The organism is Methanosarcina baikalica, from assembly GCF_031461075.1.
In the GTDB taxonomy this organism is placed as follows: Archaea; Halobacteriota; Methanosarcinia; order Methanosarcinales; family Methanosarcinaceae; genus Methanosarcina; species Methanosarcina baikalica.
Window position 1 is genome coordinate 30,632 of record NZ_JAVKPK010000002.1, and the last position, 22,200, is coordinate 52,831.

General features: G+C 41.8%; 24 protein-coding genes and 1 pseudogene. 11 read left to right on the forward strand and 14 right to left on the reverse strand.

Translation table 11 applies throughout. From position 1 onward, the window contains the following. Positions 1 to 136: 136 nt before the first annotated feature. The 3 genes from argJ to argC form a co-directional block, all read right to left on the reverse strand. Complete coding sequence (argJ, locus tag RG963_RS00750; protein WP_310574359.1) at positions 137 to 1,324, reverse strand: bifunctional ornithine acetyltransferase/N-acetylglutamate synthase; 1,188 nt, start codon at positions 1,322 to 1,324, stop codon at positions 137 to 139. Between the two features lie 19 nt (positions 1,325 to 1,343). Continuing rightward, positions 1,344 to 1,808 carry a CBS domain-containing protein gene (locus RG963_RS00755; RefSeq protein ID WP_310574360.1) on the reverse strand — a complete coding sequence of 155 codons (465 nt, stop codon included), beginning with the start codon at positions 1,806 to 1,808 and terminating at the stop codon, positions 1,344 to 1,346. 74 nt (positions 1,809 to 1,882) lie between these two features. Further along, entirely contained in the window at positions 1,883 to 2,896 is a 1,014-nt protein-coding gene (argC, locus tag RG963_RS00760) for an N-acetyl-gamma-glutamyl-phosphate reductase (RefSeq protein WP_310574361.1), read from the reverse strand. 375 nt (positions 2,897 to 3,271) lie between these two features. Here argC and RG963_RS00765 point away from each other — a divergent pair, with 375 nt between their 5' ends. The 7 genes and pseudogenes from RG963_RS00765 (at position 3,272) to RG963_RS00785 (ending at position 7,868) form a co-directional block, all read left to right on the forward strand. Further along, on the forward strand, positions 3,272 to 3,694 hold the full coding sequence (locus RG963_RS00765) for a nucleoside 2-deoxyribosyltransferase (RefSeq protein ID WP_310574362.1): 423 nt from the start codon (positions 3,272 to 3,274) through the stop codon (positions 3,692 to 3,694). A gap of 335 nt (positions 3,695 to 4,029) precedes the next feature. Next, positions 4,030 to 4,200: a hypothetical protein gene (locus RG963_RS00770; RefSeq protein ID WP_310574363.1), complete on the forward strand. Its 171-nt coding sequence runs from the start codon at positions 4,030 to 4,032 to the stop codon at positions 4,198 to 4,200. A gap of 348 nt (positions 4,201 to 4,548) precedes the next feature. Continuing rightward, on the forward strand, positions 4,549 to 4,935 hold the full coding sequence (locus tag RG963_RS00775) for a GNAT family N-acetyltransferase (RefSeq protein WP_310574364.1): 387 nt from the start codon (positions 4,549 to 4,551) through the stop codon (positions 4,933 to 4,935). Between the two features lie 483 nt (positions 4,936 to 5,418). Further along, positions 5,419 to 6,384 carry a hypothetical protein gene (locus tag RG963_RS00780; RefSeq protein ID WP_310574365.1) on the forward strand — a complete coding sequence of 322 codons (966 nt, stop codon included), beginning with the start codon at positions 5,419 to 5,421 and terminating at the stop codon, positions 6,382 to 6,384. A 92-nt stretch (positions 6,385 to 6,476) separates the two neighbouring features. Then, a pseudogene (locus tag RG963_RS16520) lies at positions 6,477 to 6,662 on the forward strand (type I restriction enzyme endonuclease domain-containing protein); the annotation flags it as partial. Further along, entirely contained in the window at positions 6,647 to 6,787 is a 141-nt protein-coding gene (locus RG963_RS16525) for a type I restriction enzyme endonuclease domain-containing protein (protein ID WP_396654679.1), read from the forward strand. The pseudogene RG963_RS16520 and the gene RG963_RS16525, both read left to right, overlap by 16 nt. Before the next feature lie 631 nt (positions 6,788 to 7,418). Further along, complete coding sequence (locus RG963_RS00785; RefSeq protein WP_310574366.1) at positions 7,419 to 7,868, forward strand: Hsp20/alpha crystallin family protein; 450 nt, start codon at positions 7,419 to 7,421, stop codon at positions 7,866 to 7,868. Between the two features lie 246 nt (positions 7,869 to 8,114). Here RG963_RS00785 and RG963_RS00790 read toward each other — a convergent pair whose 3' ends face one another. Then, complete coding sequence (locus RG963_RS00790; RefSeq protein WP_310574367.1) at positions 8,115 to 8,723, reverse strand: TIGR00296 family protein; 609 nt, start codon at positions 8,721 to 8,723, stop codon at positions 8,115 to 8,117. Positions 8,724 to 9,040: 317 nt separating this feature from the next. Beyond that, positions 9,041 to 10,279 carry a phosphoglycerate kinase gene (locus tag RG963_RS00795; RefSeq protein ID WP_310574368.1) on the reverse strand — a complete coding sequence of 413 codons (1,239 nt, stop codon included), beginning with the start codon at positions 10,277 to 10,279 and terminating at the stop codon, positions 9,041 to 9,043. A 262-nt stretch (positions 10,280 to 10,541) separates the two neighbouring features. Here RG963_RS00795 and RG963_RS00800 point away from each other — a divergent pair, with 262 nt between their 5' ends. The 4 genes from RG963_RS00800 to RG963_RS00815 all read left to right on the forward strand — a co-directional run bounded on the left by RG963_RS00800 (position 10,542) and on the right by RG963_RS00815 (position 12,449). Continuing rightward, entirely contained in the window at positions 10,542 to 11,135 is a 594-nt protein-coding gene (locus RG963_RS00800) for a uracil-DNA glycosylase (RefSeq protein ID WP_310574369.1), read from the forward strand. A gap of 509 nt (positions 11,136 to 11,644) precedes the next feature. Then, positions 11,645 to 11,941 (forward strand): Hsp20/alpha crystallin family protein, encoded by a 297-nt coding sequence (locus tag RG963_RS00805; RefSeq protein WP_310574370.1) that lies wholly within the window; start codon positions 11,645 to 11,647, stop codon positions 11,939 to 11,941. An 87-nt stretch (positions 11,942 to 12,028) separates the two neighbouring features. Then, positions 12,029 to 12,223 carry a 4Fe-4S dicluster domain-containing protein gene (locus RG963_RS00810; protein WP_310574371.1) on the forward strand — a complete coding sequence of 65 codons (195 nt, stop codon included), beginning with the start codon at positions 12,029 to 12,031 and terminating at the stop codon, positions 12,221 to 12,223. A 31-nt stretch (positions 12,224 to 12,254) separates the two neighbouring features. Next, positions 12,255 to 12,449, forward strand: coding sequence for a 4Fe-4S dicluster domain-containing protein (locus RG963_RS00815; RefSeq protein ID WP_310574372.1), 195 nt, complete (start codon positions 12,255 to 12,257; stop codon positions 12,447 to 12,449). A gap of 205 nt (positions 12,450 to 12,654) precedes the next feature. Here the strand turns inward: RG963_RS00815 and RG963_RS00820 are convergent, their stop codons facing one another. From RG963_RS00820 to RG963_RS00860, 9 genes are all read right to left on the reverse strand, one after another. Next, on the reverse strand, positions 12,655 to 13,461 hold the full coding sequence (locus tag RG963_RS00820) for an S-layer protein domain-containing protein (RefSeq protein WP_310574373.1): 807 nt from the start codon (positions 13,459 to 13,461) through the stop codon (positions 12,655 to 12,657). A 207-nt stretch (positions 13,462 to 13,668) separates the two neighbouring features. Further along, positions 13,669 to 15,150: a HEAT repeat domain-containing protein gene (locus RG963_RS00825; RefSeq protein ID WP_310574374.1), complete on the reverse strand. Its 1,482-nt coding sequence runs from the start codon at positions 15,148 to 15,150 to the stop codon at positions 13,669 to 13,671. Continuing rightward, positions 15,128 to 15,988, reverse strand: coding sequence for a hypothetical protein (locus tag RG963_RS00830; RefSeq protein ID WP_310574375.1), 861 nt, complete (start codon positions 15,986 to 15,988; stop codon positions 15,128 to 15,130). Before RG963_RS00830 ends, RG963_RS00825 begins: the two co-directional genes overlap by 23 nt. After that, complete coding sequence (locus tag RG963_RS00835) at positions 15,985 to 16,587, reverse strand: helix-turn-helix transcriptional regulator (protein WP_310574376.1); 603 nt, start codon at positions 16,585 to 16,587, stop codon at positions 15,985 to 15,987. The genes RG963_RS00830 and RG963_RS00835 overlap by 4 nt, the downstream gene beginning before the upstream one ends. 337 nt (positions 16,588 to 16,924) lie before the next feature. Continuing rightward, positions 16,925 to 18,151, reverse strand: coding sequence for an acetate kinase (locus RG963_RS00840; protein WP_310574377.1), 1,227 nt, complete (start codon positions 18,149 to 18,151; stop codon positions 16,925 to 16,927). Positions 18,152 to 18,284: 133 nt separating this feature from the next. Continuing rightward, positions 18,285 to 19,286 carry a phosphate acetyltransferase gene (gene pta / locus RG963_RS00845; RefSeq protein ID WP_310574378.1) on the reverse strand — a complete coding sequence of 334 codons (1,002 nt, stop codon included), beginning with the start codon at positions 19,284 to 19,286 and terminating at the stop codon, positions 18,285 to 18,287. A 740-nt stretch (positions 19,287 to 20,026) separates the two neighbouring features. Next, positions 20,027 to 20,734 carry an endonuclease/exonuclease/phosphatase family protein gene (locus RG963_RS00850; protein ID WP_310574379.1) on the reverse strand — a complete coding sequence of 236 codons (708 nt, stop codon included), beginning with the start codon at positions 20,732 to 20,734 and terminating at the stop codon, positions 20,027 to 20,029. A 247-nt stretch (positions 20,735 to 20,981) separates the two neighbouring features. Next, positions 20,982 to 21,347, reverse strand: coding sequence for a cupin domain-containing protein (locus tag RG963_RS00855; protein WP_310574380.1), 366 nt, complete (start codon positions 21,345 to 21,347; stop codon positions 20,982 to 20,984). Positions 21,348 to 21,421: 74 nt separating this feature from the next. Further along, a complete protein-coding gene (locus tag RG963_RS00860) occupies positions 21,422 to 22,012 on the reverse strand; it encodes a hypothetical protein (protein ID WP_310574381.1) in 591 nt (196 codons plus the stop codon). Between the last annotated feature and the right edge of the window lie 188 nt (positions 22,013 to 22,200).

The following is a 22,200-nucleotide window of genomic DNA, read 5'->3' on the forward strand; positions in this document are numbered from 1 at the left end:
CCTGGAAATAAATACCAGAATCAAAGAATAATTCTCAGAAATTAGGGGAAATCCGGGTGTTTATTTTTTCTAAAGTTAAGCTAGCCTGTATTTCATATCGACGTGTACGAACCCTGAATTAAGGGATATAGCCCCATTAAGTCGTATACTCGGCATTAATCCTGACATAATCGTAAGTCAGGTCGCAACCCCATGCAGTTGCCTTTTCCGTCCCCATATCAAGGTCAAGGGTGATGACGATTTCCTCATTTGCCATGATCTGTTTCAGAAGCGCAAGATCAGAAGAACCGGAGATCTCGCCGGATCTTACAAGTTCGACCTCTTCTCCTCCTCCTGAAAAAGAAAGAGAAAGCCTTTCCTGCTCAAGTTCTGCACCTGAATAACCTGCAGCAGCTACAACCCTACCCCAGTTGGGATCCTTTCCAAAGATCGCGGACTTGACCAGAGGGGAACGTACAATTGCTTTTGCAGCAAGCCTTGCACCCCCATATGTTTTTGCGCCCAAGACCCTTGCTTCGATAAGTTTTGTAGCTCCCTCTCCATCTTTTGCCATTTTTTTTGCAAGCTCTGTGAATACGTAAATTAGCCCTTCCTGAAAATCATCCAGGCAGTCCATGCAGGGTTTGACTCCGGACTTGCAGGTAGAGGTTAGAAGTACCATGTCATTCGTGCTCGTATCCCCGTCCACAACAACCATATTGAAAGTTTTATCGACTGCTTTTTTGAGAGCCGCATCCAAAACATCTGCAGGCATCTTTGCGTCGGTATATGCAAAACACAGCATAGTTCCCATATTTGGCTCGATCATCCCTGAACCTTTAGCAATTGCACCTATCCTGATCCCGCAGTCCATCTCAATGGCTACTTCTTTTACGGCCCTATCAGTGGTCATGATCGCTTTTGCAGCTTCCTGGCTGCACTCAGGGGAACTGCCCAGCCCTTCAAGGACTTTAGGAAGTTGCTCCCTGATCCGGGAGACGTTAAGCCTTCTGCCAATTACTCCTGTTGAGGCAACGGCAATAGTATCAGCATCCATGTCAAGCTTTTCGGCAAGCATTGATGCCATCTCCATAGTATCCAGAAAACCGTCATCCCCTGTAAAGGCATTGGCATTGCCACTGTTTGCGATCACAGCCGAAAGATGGTGACGGGTTTCGATTATTTCTTTGCTCAGGGTAACCGGGGCTGCAGTCACCTTGTTCTTCGTAAAGACGCCTGCAGCAGGACCTTCCGCAAGAATGACCGTGAGTCCCATTTTTCCGGCTTTGATTCCGTTTGCGGATACACCTCTTACCGCACAGATTCCACCCTCGATTTGCTTCATGAAAAACTCTCCTTTTCTTTCAGAGCTTTGCAAGACCCTCAATAATATCACCGCGAGTAACAATTCCTACAACGCGGTTGTCCTCAGTTACAGGAAGCCTGTTAATCCTGTGCCTGATCATATGCTCGGAGGCTTCTTCTACAGATGCTTCGGAAGAGATCGTGTGCACATCCTTTGTCATGATCTCTTTTATCCTTATGGCACCAGCATCAGAAAGCATCTTTTTTGTATCCTCCCAGCCAATGAGTTCCCTGATTGGAACTTCTATAACCTCAAAAGGGCTTGGAAGCCAGAGTTCTCCTTTTTCGGGGAGTATCAACAGTTTCAGCAGATCCGCTTCGCTGATTATTCCCACAAGCTTTTCCCCTTCAAGAATAGGAGCTCCACTGATACTGTTTTCCTTCAATATTTTTGCAGCTTCCCGGACTGTATCGTCAGGCTTGCAGAAAACAACGTTAGGGTTCATGACATCTTTTACTTTCATCTGACTACCCCTTGAAATAAATCATATTCTTTACTTTAATCCGTCACCAGTTATATGTTCTCGCCTATCCGGGTTTAAGGAGCTGCCGCAGGCAGCCAGAGCCCAAGTGTTTCATCCAGCCCGAACATGAGGTTCATATTCTGGATAGCCTGTCCTGATGCGCCTTTGACCAGGTTATCGATCGCGGAGAGCACTACAACCCTGTTATTTGCCGTGTCTGCTTCAAAGCTTATGTCGCAGAAGTTGGAACCCCTGACTGCGGTAAGGGAAGGAACTCCTGAAGGAAGCCTGATAAACGGCATATTCCTGTAAAAGTCTTCATAAATTGCTTTTAAGTCGTCTGTGGAGAGAGGCTCCTTTGTAAAGAGATGAGCGGTTGTAAATATGCCCCTGATAGAAGGTATAACATGAGGAGTGAAATTGATATTCCGAAGCTTTCCATCCAGCCTGGTAAGTTCCTTAAGGATCTCAGCTCTGTGCCTGTGGGCTGTGAGTTTATAAGGAATGATATTTTCCGCAAGGTTCGGGTAGTGTGAAGTCTCAGTAGGCAAAATACCAGTCCCTGAGACCCCTGTTTTGGAATCAAAGACTGCTATGTCGATAAGCCCTGCTGCCGCAAGGGGAGCTGCTGCAAGAGTTGCGCCTGTGGGAAAACATCCTGGATTTGCCACAAGATCTTCTTCTGCAGCTTCAGGGTGAAGCTCTACAAGCCCGTAAACTGCTTTCCTCGGGTCGCTGTGTTTCATCCCATAAATTTGTTCAAATTCTGAAGTTTCAAGCCTGTAATCCGCGCTAAGATCGATAACCTTCGTGCTGCCGTCTAGCAGTTCAGGGACATAGTTCATGGCAGATCCGTGCGGCACTGCCAGAAAAACTACGTCGCAGCGCTCCCTGATATATTCAGAATCAGGATTCTCATATTTGAGGTCCAGAAAACCTTCAAGATGCCTGTGAGTGCTTGTTACGGGCTTCCCTGCAAGACTTCGGGAGGTTGCCAGCTCCAGCTCAACATTTGGGTGGTTCACGAGCAAGCGCAGGAGTTCTCCTCCTGTATATCCTGAAGCTCCTATTATTCCAGCCTTGATCATAAATATTCACTGCCTGTGTAATTTTAATACAAGATAATTAAACTTATTATCGGAAATAATAAATGAAAAACTTAATCCAGATATTGATTTAAGGTCATGAACTGCGCTTAGAAAGAGAATCCCACTACGAAAGAATTTTTATTTGGCATATTTCTTCTAAGGAATGAATGGGATTGATAATATTAATGAGATTGATAATATTAATACAGTGGAACTTAAGTTTTTAAATATATAAGTGTATTCCATATTGGGTTTATTCAAGCTAATAGTACAGGAAAAGTTGCAGTTTACAGGCAAACTATTTTACCTTTTGAATATCTTTTACTGTAAGAAAATTTTATTGGGCATGACCTCTGAAGTGACAGGAAGAAAAACATGAGCAAAAAAAAGACTATCTACCTTGCAGGCCCCCTTTTTACCCATGCGGAGCTCGAATACAACCGTAAACTGAAGGATCTGCTGCTCAAAAAAGGCTTTTCAGTCTTTTTACCCCAGGAAGACGCAGAAGATGCCGCAAATGAGCGCGAAAGACAGAATCAGGAGTGCATTTTCAGGAAATGCGTGAAAGGCGTGGACAATTCGGATATTGTAGTTGCGGTTCTTGACGGCGTGGACGTAGACTCAGGGACTGCCTGGGAGATCGGCTACGCCTATGCCAGTGAAAAAACTGTTATAGGACTTCGGACCGATTTCAGGGCTCTGTCGGACGGGATAGTTAACCTGATGGTTGAGATGGCTATAGTCGCCCTTGCCAGAGATGAAGAAGAACTGCTCAAAATAATGGAAAAATACAAGTAACTTCTGGCCGGTTCTGGACCTTGTTTATCCACAGGCAGCTTATTCTTGGAGGATAAGCTTACAATTTAATTTAGCTTACAATTTAATTTCTTTGAGGATATGCTTATAATTTAATTTTAAGTGATATGGCCCGTGAATAGAGTTATAAATATAACCTTTTATATTTAGAAAGTTTTTAAAACTCGTTTTTTTCCATGAGTGTATTTAATATTATTTCTTAATTGAGATAAGTCTGAGAACATATTCAATTACAGAAGCCATAATCTATAATGATTATTAAGTAAAAAAATATTAATATGGAATGCCCGCCATAATAATTAGTGGAGGTTAAATAAATGACCTTTACAAAAGGATACAATTTTACAAAAGTAAAAACTTCACATGGACCTGACATGTACGTATCCAGATATGGGAAACTGGTAAGAGTAATTCCATGCAGTCCATGTGTGAAGTTATCCGAAAGATACACCAACGACTTGATCCGCCAGATCGAGTCCATGGAATAAATGAAAATAAATTTTTCCGACTTTTTCTTTTTGATTCGGACCCATTTTCATGAAAGTCTCTTTTCCAGATCGAAGCTTTTTCGGTCTGACATTTTTTAAACTTTTTTCTTTCTATATATACCTTTCTTTTACCTGAACTTTTTACATACAGTATTTTGAACTGGTACTTTCAGGTTTATCAGATCATAACAAGATTCGAGTTAAGAAGCTCCGTAACATTCGAGTTAAGAAGCTCTGTAACATTCGAGTTATAAAGATATACTTCATTTAACTTTAACACCGATAGAACCTTAAAAACAGGAATTTGATACATTGATCCGAAATTGCAGGAAAACAGATCTTGAAGAAATGGTGAGAATCTGGTACGATGCCTCTGTCGTTGCTCACTCCTTCGTCCCGGCCTCTTTTTGGGCTTTGAAAAAAAGTGCAATGAAAGATAAGTACCTTCCACTTGCCGAAAATTTAGTTTTTGAAGAAGATGGAAAGGTCACAGGATTCATTTCTCTTGTTGAGGACAGAGTCTGTGCCCTCTTCGTAGCGCCGGAAATGCAGGGCAAAGGAATCGGCAGAACTCTTCTTGAAAATTCGAAAACTCTGAGAGGAAAGCTCTCCCTCAAAGTCTACAGAGAAAACGAAAGTGCCTTTGGCTTTTATAAGAAGTATGGTTTTGTAGCAGCCGGAGAAGAGATTGATGAGCATACAGGCTGCGTGATGATCCTGATGAAGTGGGAATAAATTCAGAATTTAAAGGTGGCAAGTTTTGGAACTCAGGATTTTAAATGCATTTCAAGATATTAAATACATTATTGTAGGGCAAACCAAAAAAACAAAATTATCTGGCTTAATCAAAAAACTTCTCAATTGTTTGTAAAATTATTCTATCACGAGAAAGGAGCACGATTATATTCTCACCCCAGCCCGCTATGTTGATTTTGAAGAAACCGAAGATCAAGGTAAGGGATTTGAAGAGAAAATGGACAGGCTGACTGCTGGACTGTCGGAACAGTTCAGGAAATCAAGGGAACCGGAAATGAAGATTCAGGAAGATCTGGCAGGGCTCCGATACGAACTCTGATTTCAGGCTGAAAGAATCTGAGATCTTTGAGCTTAAAATTACTGAAAAAATAGAAGAAAAACTAAGCTTAAAAACAAAGCTTAAAACACATGCCGAATACAATGAATATTAAAGAAGGTAAAGAATAAACGGAGAGCACAGCCATGAATTCTGAAAATGGGAATAGATTCACTGAAGAGGGGGAAGACTCACTTTTCCTGCATCTTGAGCCCGATACACCGGAAGTAATGAAAATAAAAAGCCTGCAAGGAGAAGAGTATGAATACTCCGATTATCTGGGGACAATCGAATATTCGATTGCCAGGCATTTTTATGAGGACGACAGACAAATAAAAGACAAAGATGCACTATCAGCATTAAAAAACATCAGGAAAAACTGCGACAAAGATATCTCTTTTTTTAAGCATGACCTTGAAAAAGAAATTACCGAAAACCTGATAGAACTTCTTGAAGAAGAGCCAATAACCCATCATGAGTTCAAACTGGTAATTGACTATGTTTTAGAGGTTATTAACAACAGGGCCTGGATGGAAGACGAACAGGCGTACCTAAAGTGGGCTACTTACTTTATGGGGCTTTTCACGGAAGAAGAGAGTGAAGAGTACGAACAGAGCGTCAAAAAGTTTGCCGCTAATCTGGGACTGTCCAGTAAACACGCCGACCTCATGCTTTTGAAAGGGAACGAGGATGATTATTTCGAATTTGTAGAAAATTATGGAGACGACGAAGAGGGAGAGTTGACTGAAGAAGAACTGATAGCCGAAATGGAAACAAAGTTCCTTTCACTAACAGATGCCGAAAAATTTGATTTCCTGCTGGAAAACGGCCCGGATTTTTATGAACTCGTGGGGCTTTATATCTCAGATCTATCCGAAAAAGGCGAGTTTGGAAAGATCCAGGAACTGTACAGAAAGCTTATTGAAAAATATGACGACTTCATTTACCTGTATGTTTTCATGGGAGGAGCCTACGTCGAGATAGACCCTGCTCTTGCAAAATCTTATTTTGAAAAAGCCCTGAAAAGCCTGGATAAACTCGAAGACTTTTCGGACTCCACTAAAGAAGTATTAAAAGACACTCTCCTCGATCTAATTGATAAAATAAAATGACTGTGCTCGAGCAGAAAGCCCACAATTACCAGGGTCTTCTACGCCATTGTTTAGAGTGAGGGCGTCGTTTCAATGACTGAAAAGCCGACAACAGAGGCGAAGAATTCGGCCTGAATTGTGAAAAAATTGCGTTCTATGATTCTCTTGCTGACAATGAAAGTGCCATGGAAATCCTGGGCAATTGGATGTTAAGACTCATGGCAGTAGAATTTGTTAGATTTATCAGGCAAAATACAGGTGTTGCGGGACCCTCCGGGAAAATATCCGGACAAAAGTGAAGGTGAGTGTAAAAAGACTGCTGAAAAGGTATGGATATCCTCCGGATAAACAAAAACTGACTACTGAAAATATCCTTAAACAGGCAAAATTGCTGTGCAGAAATGCGGACATTTCGGTAGCATAAATTTTGCTTTTTACTTATTTTATTACTTTTAGTATAAACCTTACTTTGATAGATTCTAATTTCCAGACTTAACTTTTTTAAAGAAGTTGGTTAGTTCAGCCCATGGTAGAGCCCTATTTTACCCAAAAATCTTACAGTTTGCCCGAAAAAAACCTTATTTTAGAAACAGCAAATGTTAATAAGCGAAACAGTTAAATACTAATGATGATAACCTTATGACAGTAACTGAGAAACAATAACCCTCTTACAGAGAAGTGAAATAATAACTGTAAGGGCGACTGGCCCTCAGTTACCCGTCAACAACCTGCGAACAGACAGAAGGCGCCCTGCACACCTTCAAAAAACGAATTTTTTTCTCTCCGAAAAAAAGAATATGAGAGCTTCAACCTCTCATTTATCACGTCTGTGAGAAGCGGGTAAGATTACTGAATAAAAACCCTCCACTCACCTTGACCGGGTCCCGCACCTTGCAGGCAGCTTTCTGAGAAGAAGGAAAAGACGTTCTTTAAATCAATTTCGAAATTACATCATAAACCACTTACGAAGCTAAATAAAACCAGGAAGACCTGCGAAAAACAAGCAAGCTTTGAATCCAGGGAAATCCTGGGATCAGACACGGAGGAATCTGTATATGAAACCGATAAAAAGAACAGACCGCAGCGTATATAGCTGGGACCCGTTTGATGAGATTAGAAGAATGCAGGAATACATGGGACAGATGTTCAAGACATACCCTACGCTGGAAAGCCGATTCGGAACCGATACTTTATCTCCGCTGACTGATGTTGCAGAAGACGGTGATAAGGTAATTGTCACAACCGACTTGCCTGGTATTGACAGGGAAAATATTGAGCTGAATCTAAGGGACAATGTTCTCGTAATTAGTGCAGGAAAAGAGAAAGAGGCCGAAAAGGAAGGCTACCTCAGAAGAGAGCGGTCTTTCATGCGCTATTACCGTGAAATTCCTCTTCCGGATGGCGTAACAGAAGAAGGGGCAAATGCCCAGCTCAAAAATGGCGTCTTAACAGTCACCCTGCCAAAAATAGAGCCCGTAACCGGAAAAAGGATTCAGATCGAATAAACCGGTACTGAGGATACGGAATATTGTAATCCGGAATAAGCCAGAAGTCAGCCTGAAAAAAGAATCTCCAACTCTAAGAGGTACCTGCGGGTAGATTCAGAAACAGGATTTGGAGGCAAGCAGGCTGCGCCCCACAAAACAAAAAATTCAAATATTCTTTCATTTACCTTTTTTTATTCGGCGCATCCACTACCTGAATTGTAGAATTTTTAGAAGCTTAAGAGCTCTCAGGAGCCGGAAGGATTCTCATTCACAGGAGAACTTTTCCTCAAAAACTTCACCCTGTGGTTCTTTTTCCTTGAAAATCTGCCCTTCGAAACAGGAGACTTCGGCTCCTTTGAGCCAGGCATCCGGAGAAAGGCCGGCTTTCAGGCAGGTATGATTAAGAAAGTCGATAGAATCCATATTATTTTCAGGAGCGACCTGAGGAAGAAGCAGTCCCTGACAATAGCCCTGCTTTACAATAAGACCATGCCTTCCGATCTCTACATGGTTAGGAAGCTCTTTTGGAGGAGCATTAATCTTTTCGGGAGGGGTAAGAACTGTAACCTCAACAACTATATCATCCAGCTCATCCTCCCCGACAGGTGGAAAACGTGGGTCACGGGTTGCTGCAGAAATGGCAGAATCCATAATTGCTTCCTCAAGTATGGAATCAGGAAAAGGATGCCCTATACAGCCTCTAAGGAGCCCGTTCTCCGTAAGTGTGACAAAAACGCCCCTTTTCTCCCCAAAAACCGGCGAAAGCTCAAAACCCAGTTCCTGAGGTTCCGAGAGCCTTTCTTCAGATAGGAACGATTCAATTGTCTTCCTTGCAAGTTTGACTGCAGTTCTGCCTTCGATGTCTGTAAGCATGTTTGAACCAACACCTCTATTTTATTATTCTAACATGTGAATGTCAGCCAGTAGTATCAGCTACAGGTTAATGACAAGATGTGTATAGAAGCTCTTATAACAATATGTTTATCGGCGCTGGTTAAAGTAGATTTCCAGAACTTGATTTCTGAGCAGTCGGAAGATGAGAAAAACTATTTAAAAAAGAAGAATTTAAAAAATTCTACCTGAAAGGACTGCCGAATAGAAAGCTCACTATTGTGAACTGCCCCGAAGCTAAAGACTTCGGGGTTTTACGTTTCTCTCTATAAAGTCCGGAACTCTAGGAAGCAGAACAATTAAAGTTTCTTAGCGTCCTGGTATTTTTTGGCCGCAGCTATCAGAGCCTCAACGCCTGGAAGCTTTACCCCGGCAAGATAGTCAATGCATGCCCCTCCACCTGTGCTGACATGGGAAAAACGGTGTTCAAGGCCGAGATGGTCAACTTCTGCCGAGATATGCCCGCCACCAACGATTGAAAACTCGGATTTAATTGCAGCTTTTATTATTTCGTGGGTTCCCAGGGCAAAATCGTCAATTTCGGAAACGCCTGCAGGACCGTTTAAGACAACGGTTTTTGCATTTTCAATTTCATGGGTAAAGTCCACTATGGTTTCAAGCCCTATATCATTTATGGGAAGAGAATCGGAATCAAGTTCCGAAACCGGCACTTCGACCCGTTTCTTATTATCGTTTAAAGCCACGTCTTGAGGAAGGCCCACCTTGTCTTTGAACTTCTCAAGCAGGCCTTTTGCCTTTTCGATCTGGCCTTCATAACCCTGGGATTTGATGAAATCCAAATTGGCTTTTCCGATATTTACCCCGGATGCAGCAAGAGCCACATTCGCTACTACACCAGTAAGGAGTACACGGTCAGCCCCTCCATTTGCAAGCACATTTTCCGCCACTCGAAGAGAATCGTCCACTTTTGCCCCTCCGAGCACGAAAATAGCTGGCCTTTCCCCTCCTTTGATTCCTCTGTCCAGAGATGTGATCTCTTTTTCCATTACCCTTCCAGCTCCAGACGGAAGAACTTCCGTAAATCCAACCACAGAGAGATGAGACCTGTGAGATACGGCAAAGGCATCGTTGAGGAAAATATCCACAAAGGGTGCAAGCTTTTTAACCGGATATGTGTTGGCCTGTTCTGCCGGAGACCTTTCGAGGCTTTCTTCGGAATAGAACCTTACATTTTCAAGCAGGATGACATCACCATTTTCCATAGAAGCAATCCGGGTCTTTGCATAAGTTCCAAAGATATCGTCTACATAGAGAACCTGCTTGCCCAGATATTTGGACATCAAGTTGGCATGAGGCTTCATTGTTGTGAAGTCTTTTTTCCCTGGCCTGCTCTGGTGCGCAAGCAAAACAACTTTTGCGTCCTCGAGATCCTTCAAGGTAGCAATATGGCTTTGGATTCGCATATCATCCAGAATATTACCCCGTGGATCCATAGGAGAGTTCAGGTCAACCCTTACAAGAATTGTCTTTCCATGTGTGTCAAAATCATCGATTGTAAGAAAGTTTCTAGAAGTCATACCCTCAGCGCACCTTTGTGAATAATATTTTATATATAGATAGAAGAATAAAATTTAAAAGACAAAATTATAGGGAATTTTTCTTCATTATAATAGTGGTTATCTTTGTCATGGGATTTTTTTCCATAAATAAGTTTGTCTGCAGCCAGGTCTCACCAGATGGATTGTGAAATTTTTATAACAGAAAAACGGACCAATCAAGCCAGAACACTTTAAAAATATACCGCGCCTGAGGGCAAAATATTAAAGGAGGTAGAAAGCGATGACGTATGAAAAAGAAAACCATAGAGACTTTGAAGAAAGGGTCAAAACTATGGTGGAAGCAGGATATACAACTGTTGGAAGAGAGATAATTAAATGCACACGCTGCCCGCTTCATAAAAGTGCAATCCGGAGAGTAATAGGAAAAGGATCCTGTAATCCGAAAGTTTTCTTCATAGGAGAAGCACCCGGAAAAAGTGAAAACGAAACAGGGATTCCTTTCTACGGAAGGGCAGGAAAAAAACTGGACAAGATGATCGAGTATATGGGGCTTTCTGAAAAGGATTGGATGGTAACAAATACGGTCAAATGCCACCCCCCGGAAAACCGAAGACCCAAGGCAAACGAGATTGAGTGCTGCAAGCCCTTCCTTATTGCCCAGATAACCCTGCTTGATCCGAAAATAATAATTCTCCTTGGCAATACAGCTGAGAAGTCTTACTGCCCAGAGAAAAAACTGGAATGGGGAGTCCCTGTAGAACATGAAGGAAGAACGATCCTGAAACTCTATCATCCTGCAGCGCTGATTTACACATCTTCAAAGATAGAGATCCAGCATGCTTTCATTGACAAAAACCGGGAATTATGGAGCTGAGCACTTCGAATGACCAGCCATATCCTCCGCAAAAAATAAGAAAAATTTACCTATCCGATAAGAATCGATTTGCAGACACTGACGTTGATAATCCGGGAATGAAGCGTTATTATCCTAGCTAAATCTCCTGGAGTTTATTTCTTACTTTTACTTTCAGTTTTTCATAAAAAACTTAAACGGAAAAGTCAATTGCTGAGAGAAAATTGCTTAGAGAAGTCTCTGCCTTCTGGAAAGTTTATAGACCAACTTTTTGTCCCTTATAAATTTGAATTGCACGGTCTCTGGAATTAATAATATATGATTCATAAATTATAAATATCGAGATCCTTACTCTATTATTGGGATTTGTAGGGCGATTAGGGAAGAAATACTAATAATGACCAGGGCATCTCACGCCAGAATTGAACGCTTAAAACGCAAATACTTAACGCCTGATAGCAAATTCCCGAATAGTAAACAATATTTTATTATTCTATATGTGGAAAAAAAGTTCTTTGGGAGTAGTGGTTATGTCAATGGTTAAAATGACGCCTGACGTATTTTCGTGTTCGGATGACCAGGGAAATCTGGAAATCGAAATTAACCTGCTCGGGGTAAAGAAAGAGAATATCGAATTAAAGATGGTTGAGAACGGTTTCTTCATAAGAGCAAAAAGAGAAGAGACAGGGGTCGAATACGCCGGAACTTACGCATTTTGCTGTGGAGTCGTCCCTGAAAAAGCTGTTGCGAAATACTGCGACGGAAAACTGTATGTAACAGTACCTTACAGGGAGAATACGGAAACCGTGGATATCAAAATTCAGTAAAATCCCGGAGTAATAAATTATCGATACTGATATTAGCATAGTGAATAGAGTTTTGTAATTCAAAAAAACCGATAAGATGGAGAGAAAATGCATCCAGTAATCGATTATCACAGGTGTACCGGAGCTCTTGCCTGCTATGAAGTTTGCCCTGCAGAGGTTTTTGATGTTGAGGAAATGGATAGGGTAAAAAAGGCAGTCGTGGCCCGCCCGGAAAATTGCATAGAGTGTAACCAGTGTGTGGAAGCGTGCCCGGAAGATGCTATCGAACTTGTTAAAGACTGAATTCAAACCCCAAAAAGAATGGTGAAAAAAATTGCACCCCAGGATTGACTACAATAAATGTGTTGGCTCACTTGAATGCTACGATATCTGCCCTGTGGACGTATTTGACGTGGAAGAAACAGAAGATGGGAAAAGAGCAGTGGTAGCCCGTCCTGAAGACTGCATAGAGTGTGAGCAGTGTTTACAGGTCTGCCCGACAGATGCAATAGTGCTGGTAGAAGATTAAGTTGATATTATGCCTGTTTAAGATTATTTGGTGTTTAAGCTTGTTAGGTGGTGTTTTATCCTTAAAATATTTGAAAAGCCTGGTTAAATCTTTGATTCCATATGCTCGATTTCAATAAATTATTTATGAATATTTCTTTTCAGGATAAAACACCTTTCTATCAATCGACTTTCCACTTCTTTTTTATTGCTTTTTAAGATATTTTTTATTTGCCTTTCATTGCGGCAAATATACAAAAGTCCTGGTACCATGAAGTAGATGGTTTTGTACTTTTGTCAGCAAATTTCGTTACTCCTTTTCCTGAATTAGAAGATGCGGAACAATTGTCAACTGGAGTTTTTTCGAATACGAGGCTGCCCAGGTTAGATTCATCCACTCCGCTTATGGTTCCCGTCAGTGTGTATTCTCCGACCTGGTCCCCGGTATTAATGGTTTTGGCATTCACGTAATCAAGAAGCCAGATAGCATCAATCCAAACAATGCTCTTTTCTGTACCCACGAATAACTGTTTGACGTGGACTTTCATTACAACGATATTGTTTTCACCCTGAATATTGTCAAGGGTAACTGTCCATGTTTTGTTAGTATCATCAGTATTAACTGAGATATTTTGATCCGCTACATATTTTCCATCTTTAGTGAATTCTAGCCAAACCTTCTCACTATCAATGTCGATCTGCTTGACTTCGAGCGCATATCCATTGCCGAGGTCGAGGTTTTCACCATTTTTGAGGGTATATGTTTCATTACTGTCAAGAATTAACCTTGAAAGCTTGTTAACATGTGAATTCCAGATATTTTCGCTAGCATTGAACAGCGGAACATTCTTTTCTCCAAATAAATCGATTACTGGATATTGCTCCTCAGACCAGCTCTCGCATTTATAATTGATGCCTACAACATTACAAGTGCTGTTATTACTGCTAGCACTGTCTGCTGCACTTACAGTGTCTGCTGCAAATACAACTAAGACAATAAGAGCAGCCAGTGAAATTGCTGTATATTTATTCATTTTGTTGTTCCTCCTTACTTTTGTTGGTATTTTTTCTAAACACTTCACTCTTTTTTGGGATTTTCAAAATCTAGCATAGCTTCCACTAACAGTTGATCACTATCGATCAAAAATCTGGAAAATGTAAAGGCTCTTTCCAGGCTCCCAAATGTTTACAATTATTGCTAGACTAATAAAAACGTAAATTTTGCAGTCCAAATGGACTGTTTAAGAAGGAGAAGAGGCATTTCCTGCCTCACCTCCCTTGAGTTTTTCCAGTGACCCCTCTGCAGCAGTTCTTACAAATCGATACTCATCCATATCCGTGCTGATCCGGCTCAAGCCTTCTATAGCCTGTTGTCCTCCAAGTTCTCCCAGAGCCAGAACTTCCGATTGCCTTACGTCCCTCTCTCTTTCGGCCTCAAGAGCCTTGAGGAGTGGTTCGACAGCTCTACGATCTCCAAATTTCCCAAGGCCGTCTGCAGCACTTTTCCTCACCTTGTAGTTTTCATCCCCAAGTAAAGAAATCAAAGGGTCAATTGCTCGAGAGTCTCCTATCTCCACCAGGGAATTCACAATATTTTCTCTTACTAACCAGTCTTCATCTTCAAGGGTAGCAACAAGAGAGTCCACAGCCTCAGGATCGCCAATCTCTCCAAGAGCCTTAATGGCAGCACTCTGGAGATTTTTGTTATTAGCTTGGAGAAAGCCTTCTAGAGGAGTTATAGCTTCTTTGCTTCCGAGCCTTCCGAGAGAGCGGATAGCAGCTTCCTGTACCTCGGAGTTATTATCTTCAAGAGCATTAATCAAGGGCTGCTTTGTTTGAGCAACTTCATCAGATCCTTTGAAATGACTCAGCGCTAAAGCAGCTTCCTTCCGCACCTCTGGAGATCTATCGTTCAACATTTTAATCATAAAGGGAACACTAGCAGGGTCTTGGGTAGACTCAAGCGCAATTATTGCGTTGGTTCTGATTGTTGGGTTCCTGCTGTCCAGCATTTTAGTGAGTTTTCCAAAAACCGGTTCACTTCCAAAGTTTCCAAGAATGGCAGCCGCCGAATATCCCAGTTCTTTATCAGCAAACAGGTCCAGAAGAGTATCTATACACCCTAGATCGCCGATTTCTCCAAGAGCGTATACAGCTTCTTGGCGTATATCGGGATTATCTTCATGGCGTATATTAGCATCATCACGGTCCATAACCTCACAAAGAGGTTCAGTCGCCCTGGGGTCTTTCAATAGTCCAAGCGCAATCACAGTCAAGCGAACCACTTCTCCGTCTTCATCCTTTAATAGCTCAATAAGGGGTTCAACGGCTTCTATATCTCCAATCTCCCCAAGTGAATAAGCTGCAGTCATACGAACCTCAGGAGAGGGATCATTAAGAGTTTCCAGGAGAGGCTTCACAGCTTTTTTATCCATGATTTCTCCGAGAGAAAGAGCTGCAAGGCTTCTCACCTGTGGATTGTCGTCTTCTAAGGCCTCAATAAGGGGGCTAACTGCAGGCTCTCCTATATCGACAAGTGCATCAGCCGAAGCGTAGCAAATGTTCTGGTCCTCATCTCCGAGGCTTCCAACCAGTTTTTCTGCCCTAGCCTTGAGAGGGTCCTGGCCAAGAAAACCACTACATATTCCGGAAAGCAAAATCAAGAGAAGCAAAATTTTTGCATGCCTGCGACTGAAAAGTTCACCTAGCTTTATCATACGCATCACCTGCTCTCCTCGGAGGGATCAATAATTCGGCAGAAGTTACCTGGTCCTGCCATCTGGCCATTACATCAACTTTGAAACGGTCCTCACTTCCGCCTACTACCACATTCTGGACAGGCATATAGGAATCCCCTGTAGGCTCTTTATGTGCGATTTCCACGATTGTATAGGGGTAATCCGGCCATGTCCAAAGAGCGGTTTTATCTTCTGTTCCCACATAATAAAGATCGGAAGACTTAAGCACAATCTCTCCTGTTCTTTCATTTGTTACTGTAAGATTCGTGCGAACATCCCTTGCAGGGCTTAATCCTTTGTTGATCAGATAGCCATAGATTCTGTAAACGTCAGAAGTGTTCTTGCTCTCCACTTCGTATTCCAGTTTCAGGTGAAGTTCGGGAAGTGGGATATTTACAAGATAGGTGGCTTCATCCAGGAGTCTGTTGTTTTCAACAACCTTGACCTTTACAGGGTACTTGCCGGGAAGCTTGTACCCAAGCATTACACTGACAGAATTGTTTCCTGGAAGAAGATTAATGGGTTTCTGGAGCGAAACTGATTCTTCATCCCCTGAGGTGGAATTGTTTGAAATTATCAACCTTGAGGTTGAGTAGCTCCTTCCGTTCTCATCAACAAAAGCATTCTCTACTTCAAGCCAGACATCCACGGGTTTTGAACCATTGTTCTGAAGGACTATGTTCAGCTGTCCCCTATCCCCTATCCCGATAGGAGAGGCGTGCATATCAACAATTTTCACATCAGCCCCGCTTCCATACCATAAGGCTCCAAAAGAAAGGATCAGAAAGGCAACTGAGATCGAGATTAGAGTACCTTTCTTCATTTCATTTCCCCCTTTATCCCTGTGTTATCCTTAAGCTCATCAGCTATCGAAATGCAGTTGGTAAGCCCATACTTTTTCTTTGTTATTACGCCTCTTTTTTCCAGGTTCATAAGAATCCTGGAAGTCTTGGCCTTGGAGAAATCCAGGGAATTGACGAGTTCATTCTGGAGAATTCTTCCTCCTCTTGTTGTGATTAGTTCGACAGCTTTTCTTTCATCTCCTTCAAGGGCCCGCAAAAGGACATCTGTAGGGTCAATGTTAGCTCGGGCAGATCTGAATTCCTCAACAGGGGCATTCTCAGGGTAGATTTCTAAAATCTCCTCAGGAATTTTCTCTGCTGCAATATTAAGAGCCATTACCTGTGTTGCAGATCCATTTTCTGGAAAAGCAGAACCTTGAAGCCCCAGGAACAGTAGAACCCGGGCCAGCGCCAGACCCCCGAAAAAACCGGAGAAAAGGAGGATATACGCTTCTTTTACAGTGTATACATACGGAATATCCACAACCTTGAACGTGTCTCCCTCAAGCTGGATAACCACAGGTGAATCTTCAAGCAGGAGGTTGATGGCGACAGTGCTCGAAAGAAGCAGGATGCCCACAGCAAGTATGAATATTTTCCGTTCCTGGATCGTACTACCACCTCATTTACTACCTCTATTATGTACGAAACAAATGTTATATTTTTACTATGACCTGCTTTCGAGACGTTTCAGAATTCTGAAACCACAGCCAAATGATTCTGAAAAAATGTTTTAGATAACATTTTGAAAAACTGAGAAGTCCAGTGAAGTTAAAACAAAAAATAGCCTGAAAAAAACAGAAAAACGAATAGTAAAAAAGGAATTCTTAACAGCAAAGATAATTTCAACAAAAGGGCGCACTGTTTAAGCTTAAGAATATAAATAGAAAAAGGTAAAGGAGAAATCTCCTTTACTATCAGACAGGTATAGAACTGCGTAATTTAATCTCTGTCTCAACAATGTCTTTTGTTTCCCTTCCAATGGCAAGTTCCTCATTGGTTGGGATGACAAAAACTCTTATTTTCGCATCCGGAGTGCTGATGTCGATTTCCTGACCTCTTATCTTGTTCTTTTCGTCATCGATCTTTATGCCTATGCCGTCAAGGCCGGTAAGAATTCTCTTTCTTATGCTTGCGCTGTTTTCTCCGATGCCTGCGGTGAAGACTACTGCATCCACACCATTGAGCACGGCTGAATACTCACCTATGTATTTCTTGACCTTGTATGCAAAGACTTCAAGAGCGAGTTCTGCTCTCCTGTTGCCCTGGGAAGCTGCTTCATCGAGATCTCTGAAGTCATTACTGAGCCCGGAAACTCCAAGCACACCAGACTTTTTGTTCATCAGAGTGTCAATTTCCCTGGATGTCAGGCCCTCTTTCTCCATAATGAAGGGAACGACTGCCGGGTCAATGGAACCGCATCTGGTGCCCATTGCAAGCCCTTCGAGTGGGGTGAAGCCCATGCTGGTCTCAACAGACTTTCCGCCTTTCACAGCTGTAATGCTTGAACCGTTTCCAAGGTGACAGGTGATAATTTTGGTTTCCTCTTCAGGCTTCCCAAGCATAAGGGCAGCCCTTTCGGCAACATATTTGTGAGAGGTGCCGTGGAAACCGTATTTTCTTATCCCATGCTTTTCATACAGCTCATATGGCAGAGCATACATGTAGGCATATGCCGGCATTGTCTGATGGAATGCAGTATCAAATACAGCAACCATCGGTGTGCTAGGCATGATTTCGGCGCAGGCGGAGATTCCCATCATGTTTGGAGGGTTGTGAAGGGGAGCCAGTTCAAAGCAGTCCGTGATAGCCTTTTCCACACCCGCATCAATTAAAGCAGAGGTAGTGAATTTTTCCCCACCGTGCACAACCCTGTGCCCGACTGCATTGATTTCGGCCATGTCTTTGATGACACCGAATTCCGGGTCTGTAAGGGCCTTGACAACTTCTTCAAGAGCTGTCTTGTGGGTCGGCAGGTCAGTCTGCTTTTCCAGCTTCTTACCATCGAATCTTTTCTGAGTAATGATCGAGTTATCGATTCCTATCCGCTCGCAGAGACCTACTGCAAGGGCGGATTCATTACTCATATCAATTAACTGATATTTGAGAGACGAGCTTCCTGCGTTTATTACCAGTACTTTCATGTGTAAACCCCAGTTCAATAAATTGCTTTCAAGTCGCATTCACAGTTTCCGGTAGAATATATTATGTATATATTATGTATAAAAGTTGATAAAAAGCTTTCTAAAACGTTCGTAAGTATTGAAACGTTTAAGATTATTTTTTCTGTGCTGCGGCCTGAACACAGGTAATGGCAACTGCACCGACAATGTCTTCGTCACTACAGCCTCTGGACAGGTCATTAATTGGCTTGGCAAGACCCTGGGTGATAGGGCCATAGGCTTCAGCTTTGGCAAGTCTCTGGGCAATCTTGTATGCGATGTTTCCGCAGTTAAGGTCAGGGAAGATGAAGACATTGGCCTTGCCTGCAACAGGGCTTCCTGGAGCCTTTGAGGCTGCAACTTTGGGAACGATTGCTGCGTCTACCTGGAGTTCACCATCTATTGCGACATCAGGAGCGAGTTCCTGTGCACGCTTTGTAGCAGCGATAGTTGCGGCGGTCAGCGGGCTCTTGGCGCTTCCTTTGGTGGAGTAGGAGAGCATTGCAACCTTTGGCACGTCCTGGACCAGCAGTTCGAAGGTCTTTGCGGAACTCACTGCAATGTTTGCAACATCTTCTACGCTTGGCATTTCGACCATACCGGAGTCAGCGAAGAGGAATGTCCCATTGGACCCGTATTCACAGTCAGGTACAGCGATGATGAAGAAAGCGGATGCAAGAGCAGCACCAGGTGCTGTTTTCACGATCTGGACAGCAGGTCTCAGAGTGTCTGAAGAAGAGTGGTTAGCGCCTGATACAACACCGTCGGCTTCACCGAGTTTGGCCATCATAACAGCGAAGTACACGTAATCACTCATGATTTCAGCTGCACTTTCAAGTGTGACACCTTTATGCTTTCTCAGTTCGTAGAAGGCTTGAATGTATTCGTCCTTCTTCTCATAAGTTTTAGGATTTACGATTTTTGCTCCCGAGATGTCCAGATCTCCTGCAAGCGCCTTGATATCAGCCTCATCGCCGACAAGTACAATATTTGCAATACCTCTCTCAAGGATCTTAGCAGCTGCCTGGAGAGTTCTGATATCATCAGATTCAGGTAAAGCGATTGTCTTGTTAAGTTTCTTTGCTCTTTCACTAATTTTATCTAAAAATTTTGCCAAATCAACCAACCTCCTATATAATTGGAGTGACTTATTTTAGCTGGGTCTTGATATATAAATTTACGTAAAATGCATAATGATATATATAAAAATGAGAAATATATATTTCTGAGTTCCAGCAAATATTTGTTATGAATTTTTTCCTTGAGAATTATAAAGATCCAGAATTATTTTTAGGGCAGATGTATAATACTTAGAATAATATTACTGAATATAGATGATAAATTAATATAAAAGAATTCCGGAATGAGTTCAATGAGAATATTAGACAGCCCGCGAAAGGGCTAAAATTGTGAAAAATAATCTGATCTGTCCTTGAAGTTGCAGAAGAGAGAGTTGAGGGGCGAGTGGTATGAGGAAAAGGATTGAAAAACAAACGCAAAACATATAAGAGCGAGTAAAAAATAAGTAGGCAAGACAGAGAAACCTTACCAGCGTATTCTGACTTTTCCTGTCCCGCCCTAGTTTCGGCTTCCCGAGTTTCGCTTCCCGAGTTTCGCTTCGGGAGCACGAGGTCCTTTTCGCTTCGCTCAAGAGGACTAATTTATGGCTATAGCAATTATTTTCGGTCAAAAGAACTAAATTCCAGATCATTCTAACCCTTACAACCTTATTCGCCATACCGGATCGTTCCTGTCACGCTCGACGCAGGAGAGCGGCCTTTCCCGTAAAAAAAGAGAGGACAGATAATAAGAAGATACTAAAAGAGTTAACTATAAAAACTCCAAGACGGGAGTAGTTCACTCTAATTCTGCTATTAAAGGCATATGATCGCTTAGAGAGATCCAATCTTCATATTTACCAATAGAAAATGATTTCCCACTATTAATAATATCAACAGGTGCAAAGATATAATCTATATGATAAGGAGTCTTTCTGTTTTTCCTAAAATATAGTGTCGGTTCCCCCTCAATCCCAAACTTTACATTTGTAAAGGTATGATACATACTGAATATTTCAAATTGTTTTAACAGATTGATTACATCAGTAAGTGTTCCATTAAGGGGATAATTAGGGTTCTCCTTATCCCAGATAACGTTCCAGTTGAAATCACCTGCAATAATTGTTGGAGACTTGAACATGTCTTTATAATAATTCAATGACTGCCAAATTTCTCCAATGTATCTTCTTCTTGGATCTTCTTTATTGTTCTGTGACCAAATAGCAACAAGATTTATTGCTTCATTATCGGTCACTTTGACAGGAAGAACATATTTATAATTATTACAATAGGACTCGTGGGTTGTAATTTCAAAATCATTGAAACTAAAAACAGCTAAACCTTTATTTCTGTTATCGCCTATCCATAAAACATTGTCATAAAACTTATTGTTGAATTTGTCTGGATGCTCGCATTCTGGAACTATTAATAAATCAGGATCATAAGGAAGAATTTGTTCGTATTTCTTTCGGAAAGCCATATTACAGTTCCAAGTTATAACTTTCATATTACCGTTATTAATACAGTCACCAATCACTAAAAGTCTTTGACCTCAATCAAATTAGAATCCTGGTTCTAAATAAGAAACCTGAAGAAAAAAAATCATTTTTTTGTCAATTAATTAAAGGCCGGCCGCTTGCGGCCGGTGAGAGCGTGGGGAAGAGAAAAACTTAAAAAACCCAGGCATCAAAAAGTAATTCAAAAACAATATGCTTAATAAATGGGCACGAACATTGTGAAGAGAATTCCTTAACTTATTCCAGCAATTCAGCATCCTCATGCAAATAAGCCGGTGCACAGCAGCAGAGAATTTTCAGCAATGCACATCCTGTGTTTTGAATTCTGTGCGGTGTTCCTGGAGAAATACAAACGGTATCCCCTTTTTTGACCTCAAATTCTTCAGAGCCGAGAGTCATTATCCCGCTGCCTTCTGTAATGTGGTAGATTTCCTCGGTCAGGTGATGTTTGTGAAGAAGAGTTTTTCCGCCGGCAGGGACGGTGGCTTCGGCAAGGCTCTGGTTTGAGTTGCCGTGGACGGAAGGATGCATAAGTTCACGGATTATGGAACCGTCTTTTGTGATGTAAGGTTCTACTTCTTTGTATTTGGTAAGTAGCTGCATTCTAAATTACTGGAAATTACAATTATATAACTATTTTCCATTCGAAAAAGAATATTTCAAAGAAGATATGGGGATTAATCTTCCTGCAAAAGTTCGGAAAAGAGCAGGGAACAACCCGGAATCTCTTCAATATTTACCATAATCAGATTGAGATAGAAAGGTCCTCCACGCGTGATCTCTATAGAACTGAGGTTCACGAACTCCCAGATATCAACAGGATGTTTGAGATAAAAAGCCTCAAGCTCCGGACTGTTCAAATGCAGCCTGGATAGAAAACCTATGGCATGGATTGTGGAATTTAAAAGGGATTTATCTCTCACATCCAGAAGGAACACAAAAAAGAAATATTGTCCACGCGGCAGATCAAGCATGAATTTGACATCCATACGAAGCTCGGATAATAGAAGGTTTTGCGTTCCCTTCCCGTACACCATAAGAAGCATTACTTTGTCTTTAAAAAGAAGCTCCTGGACCGTATCTGGCAGGAAAAGATCCCCAAAAACCAGCTCAAACTCTTCATAACTCGGCGCCGTAAAATCATTTTTTACAAATAACAGGCCTTCCGGGTTCAAAAGCGAATAACACAGATTACCCTGAAAATCAACTATCGGATATTTTCCTGTAGAGACTTCTTCCCAGAAACCATCAAGAACTTCGTTATCCATCCGGGATAACAGGTGTACACATGTTCCGATAGCGATATCTTTCAGAACGAAACCCCCGCTAATGCCATTCTTTTACTTCAGCCAAAAAAAATAAAAGGACAAAAAACCCGCCTATAAGAACTCAAATCTAAAGTCGTAAAGTATTAATTATAGGATTTATATCTAAATAATATTATATATATGTATAA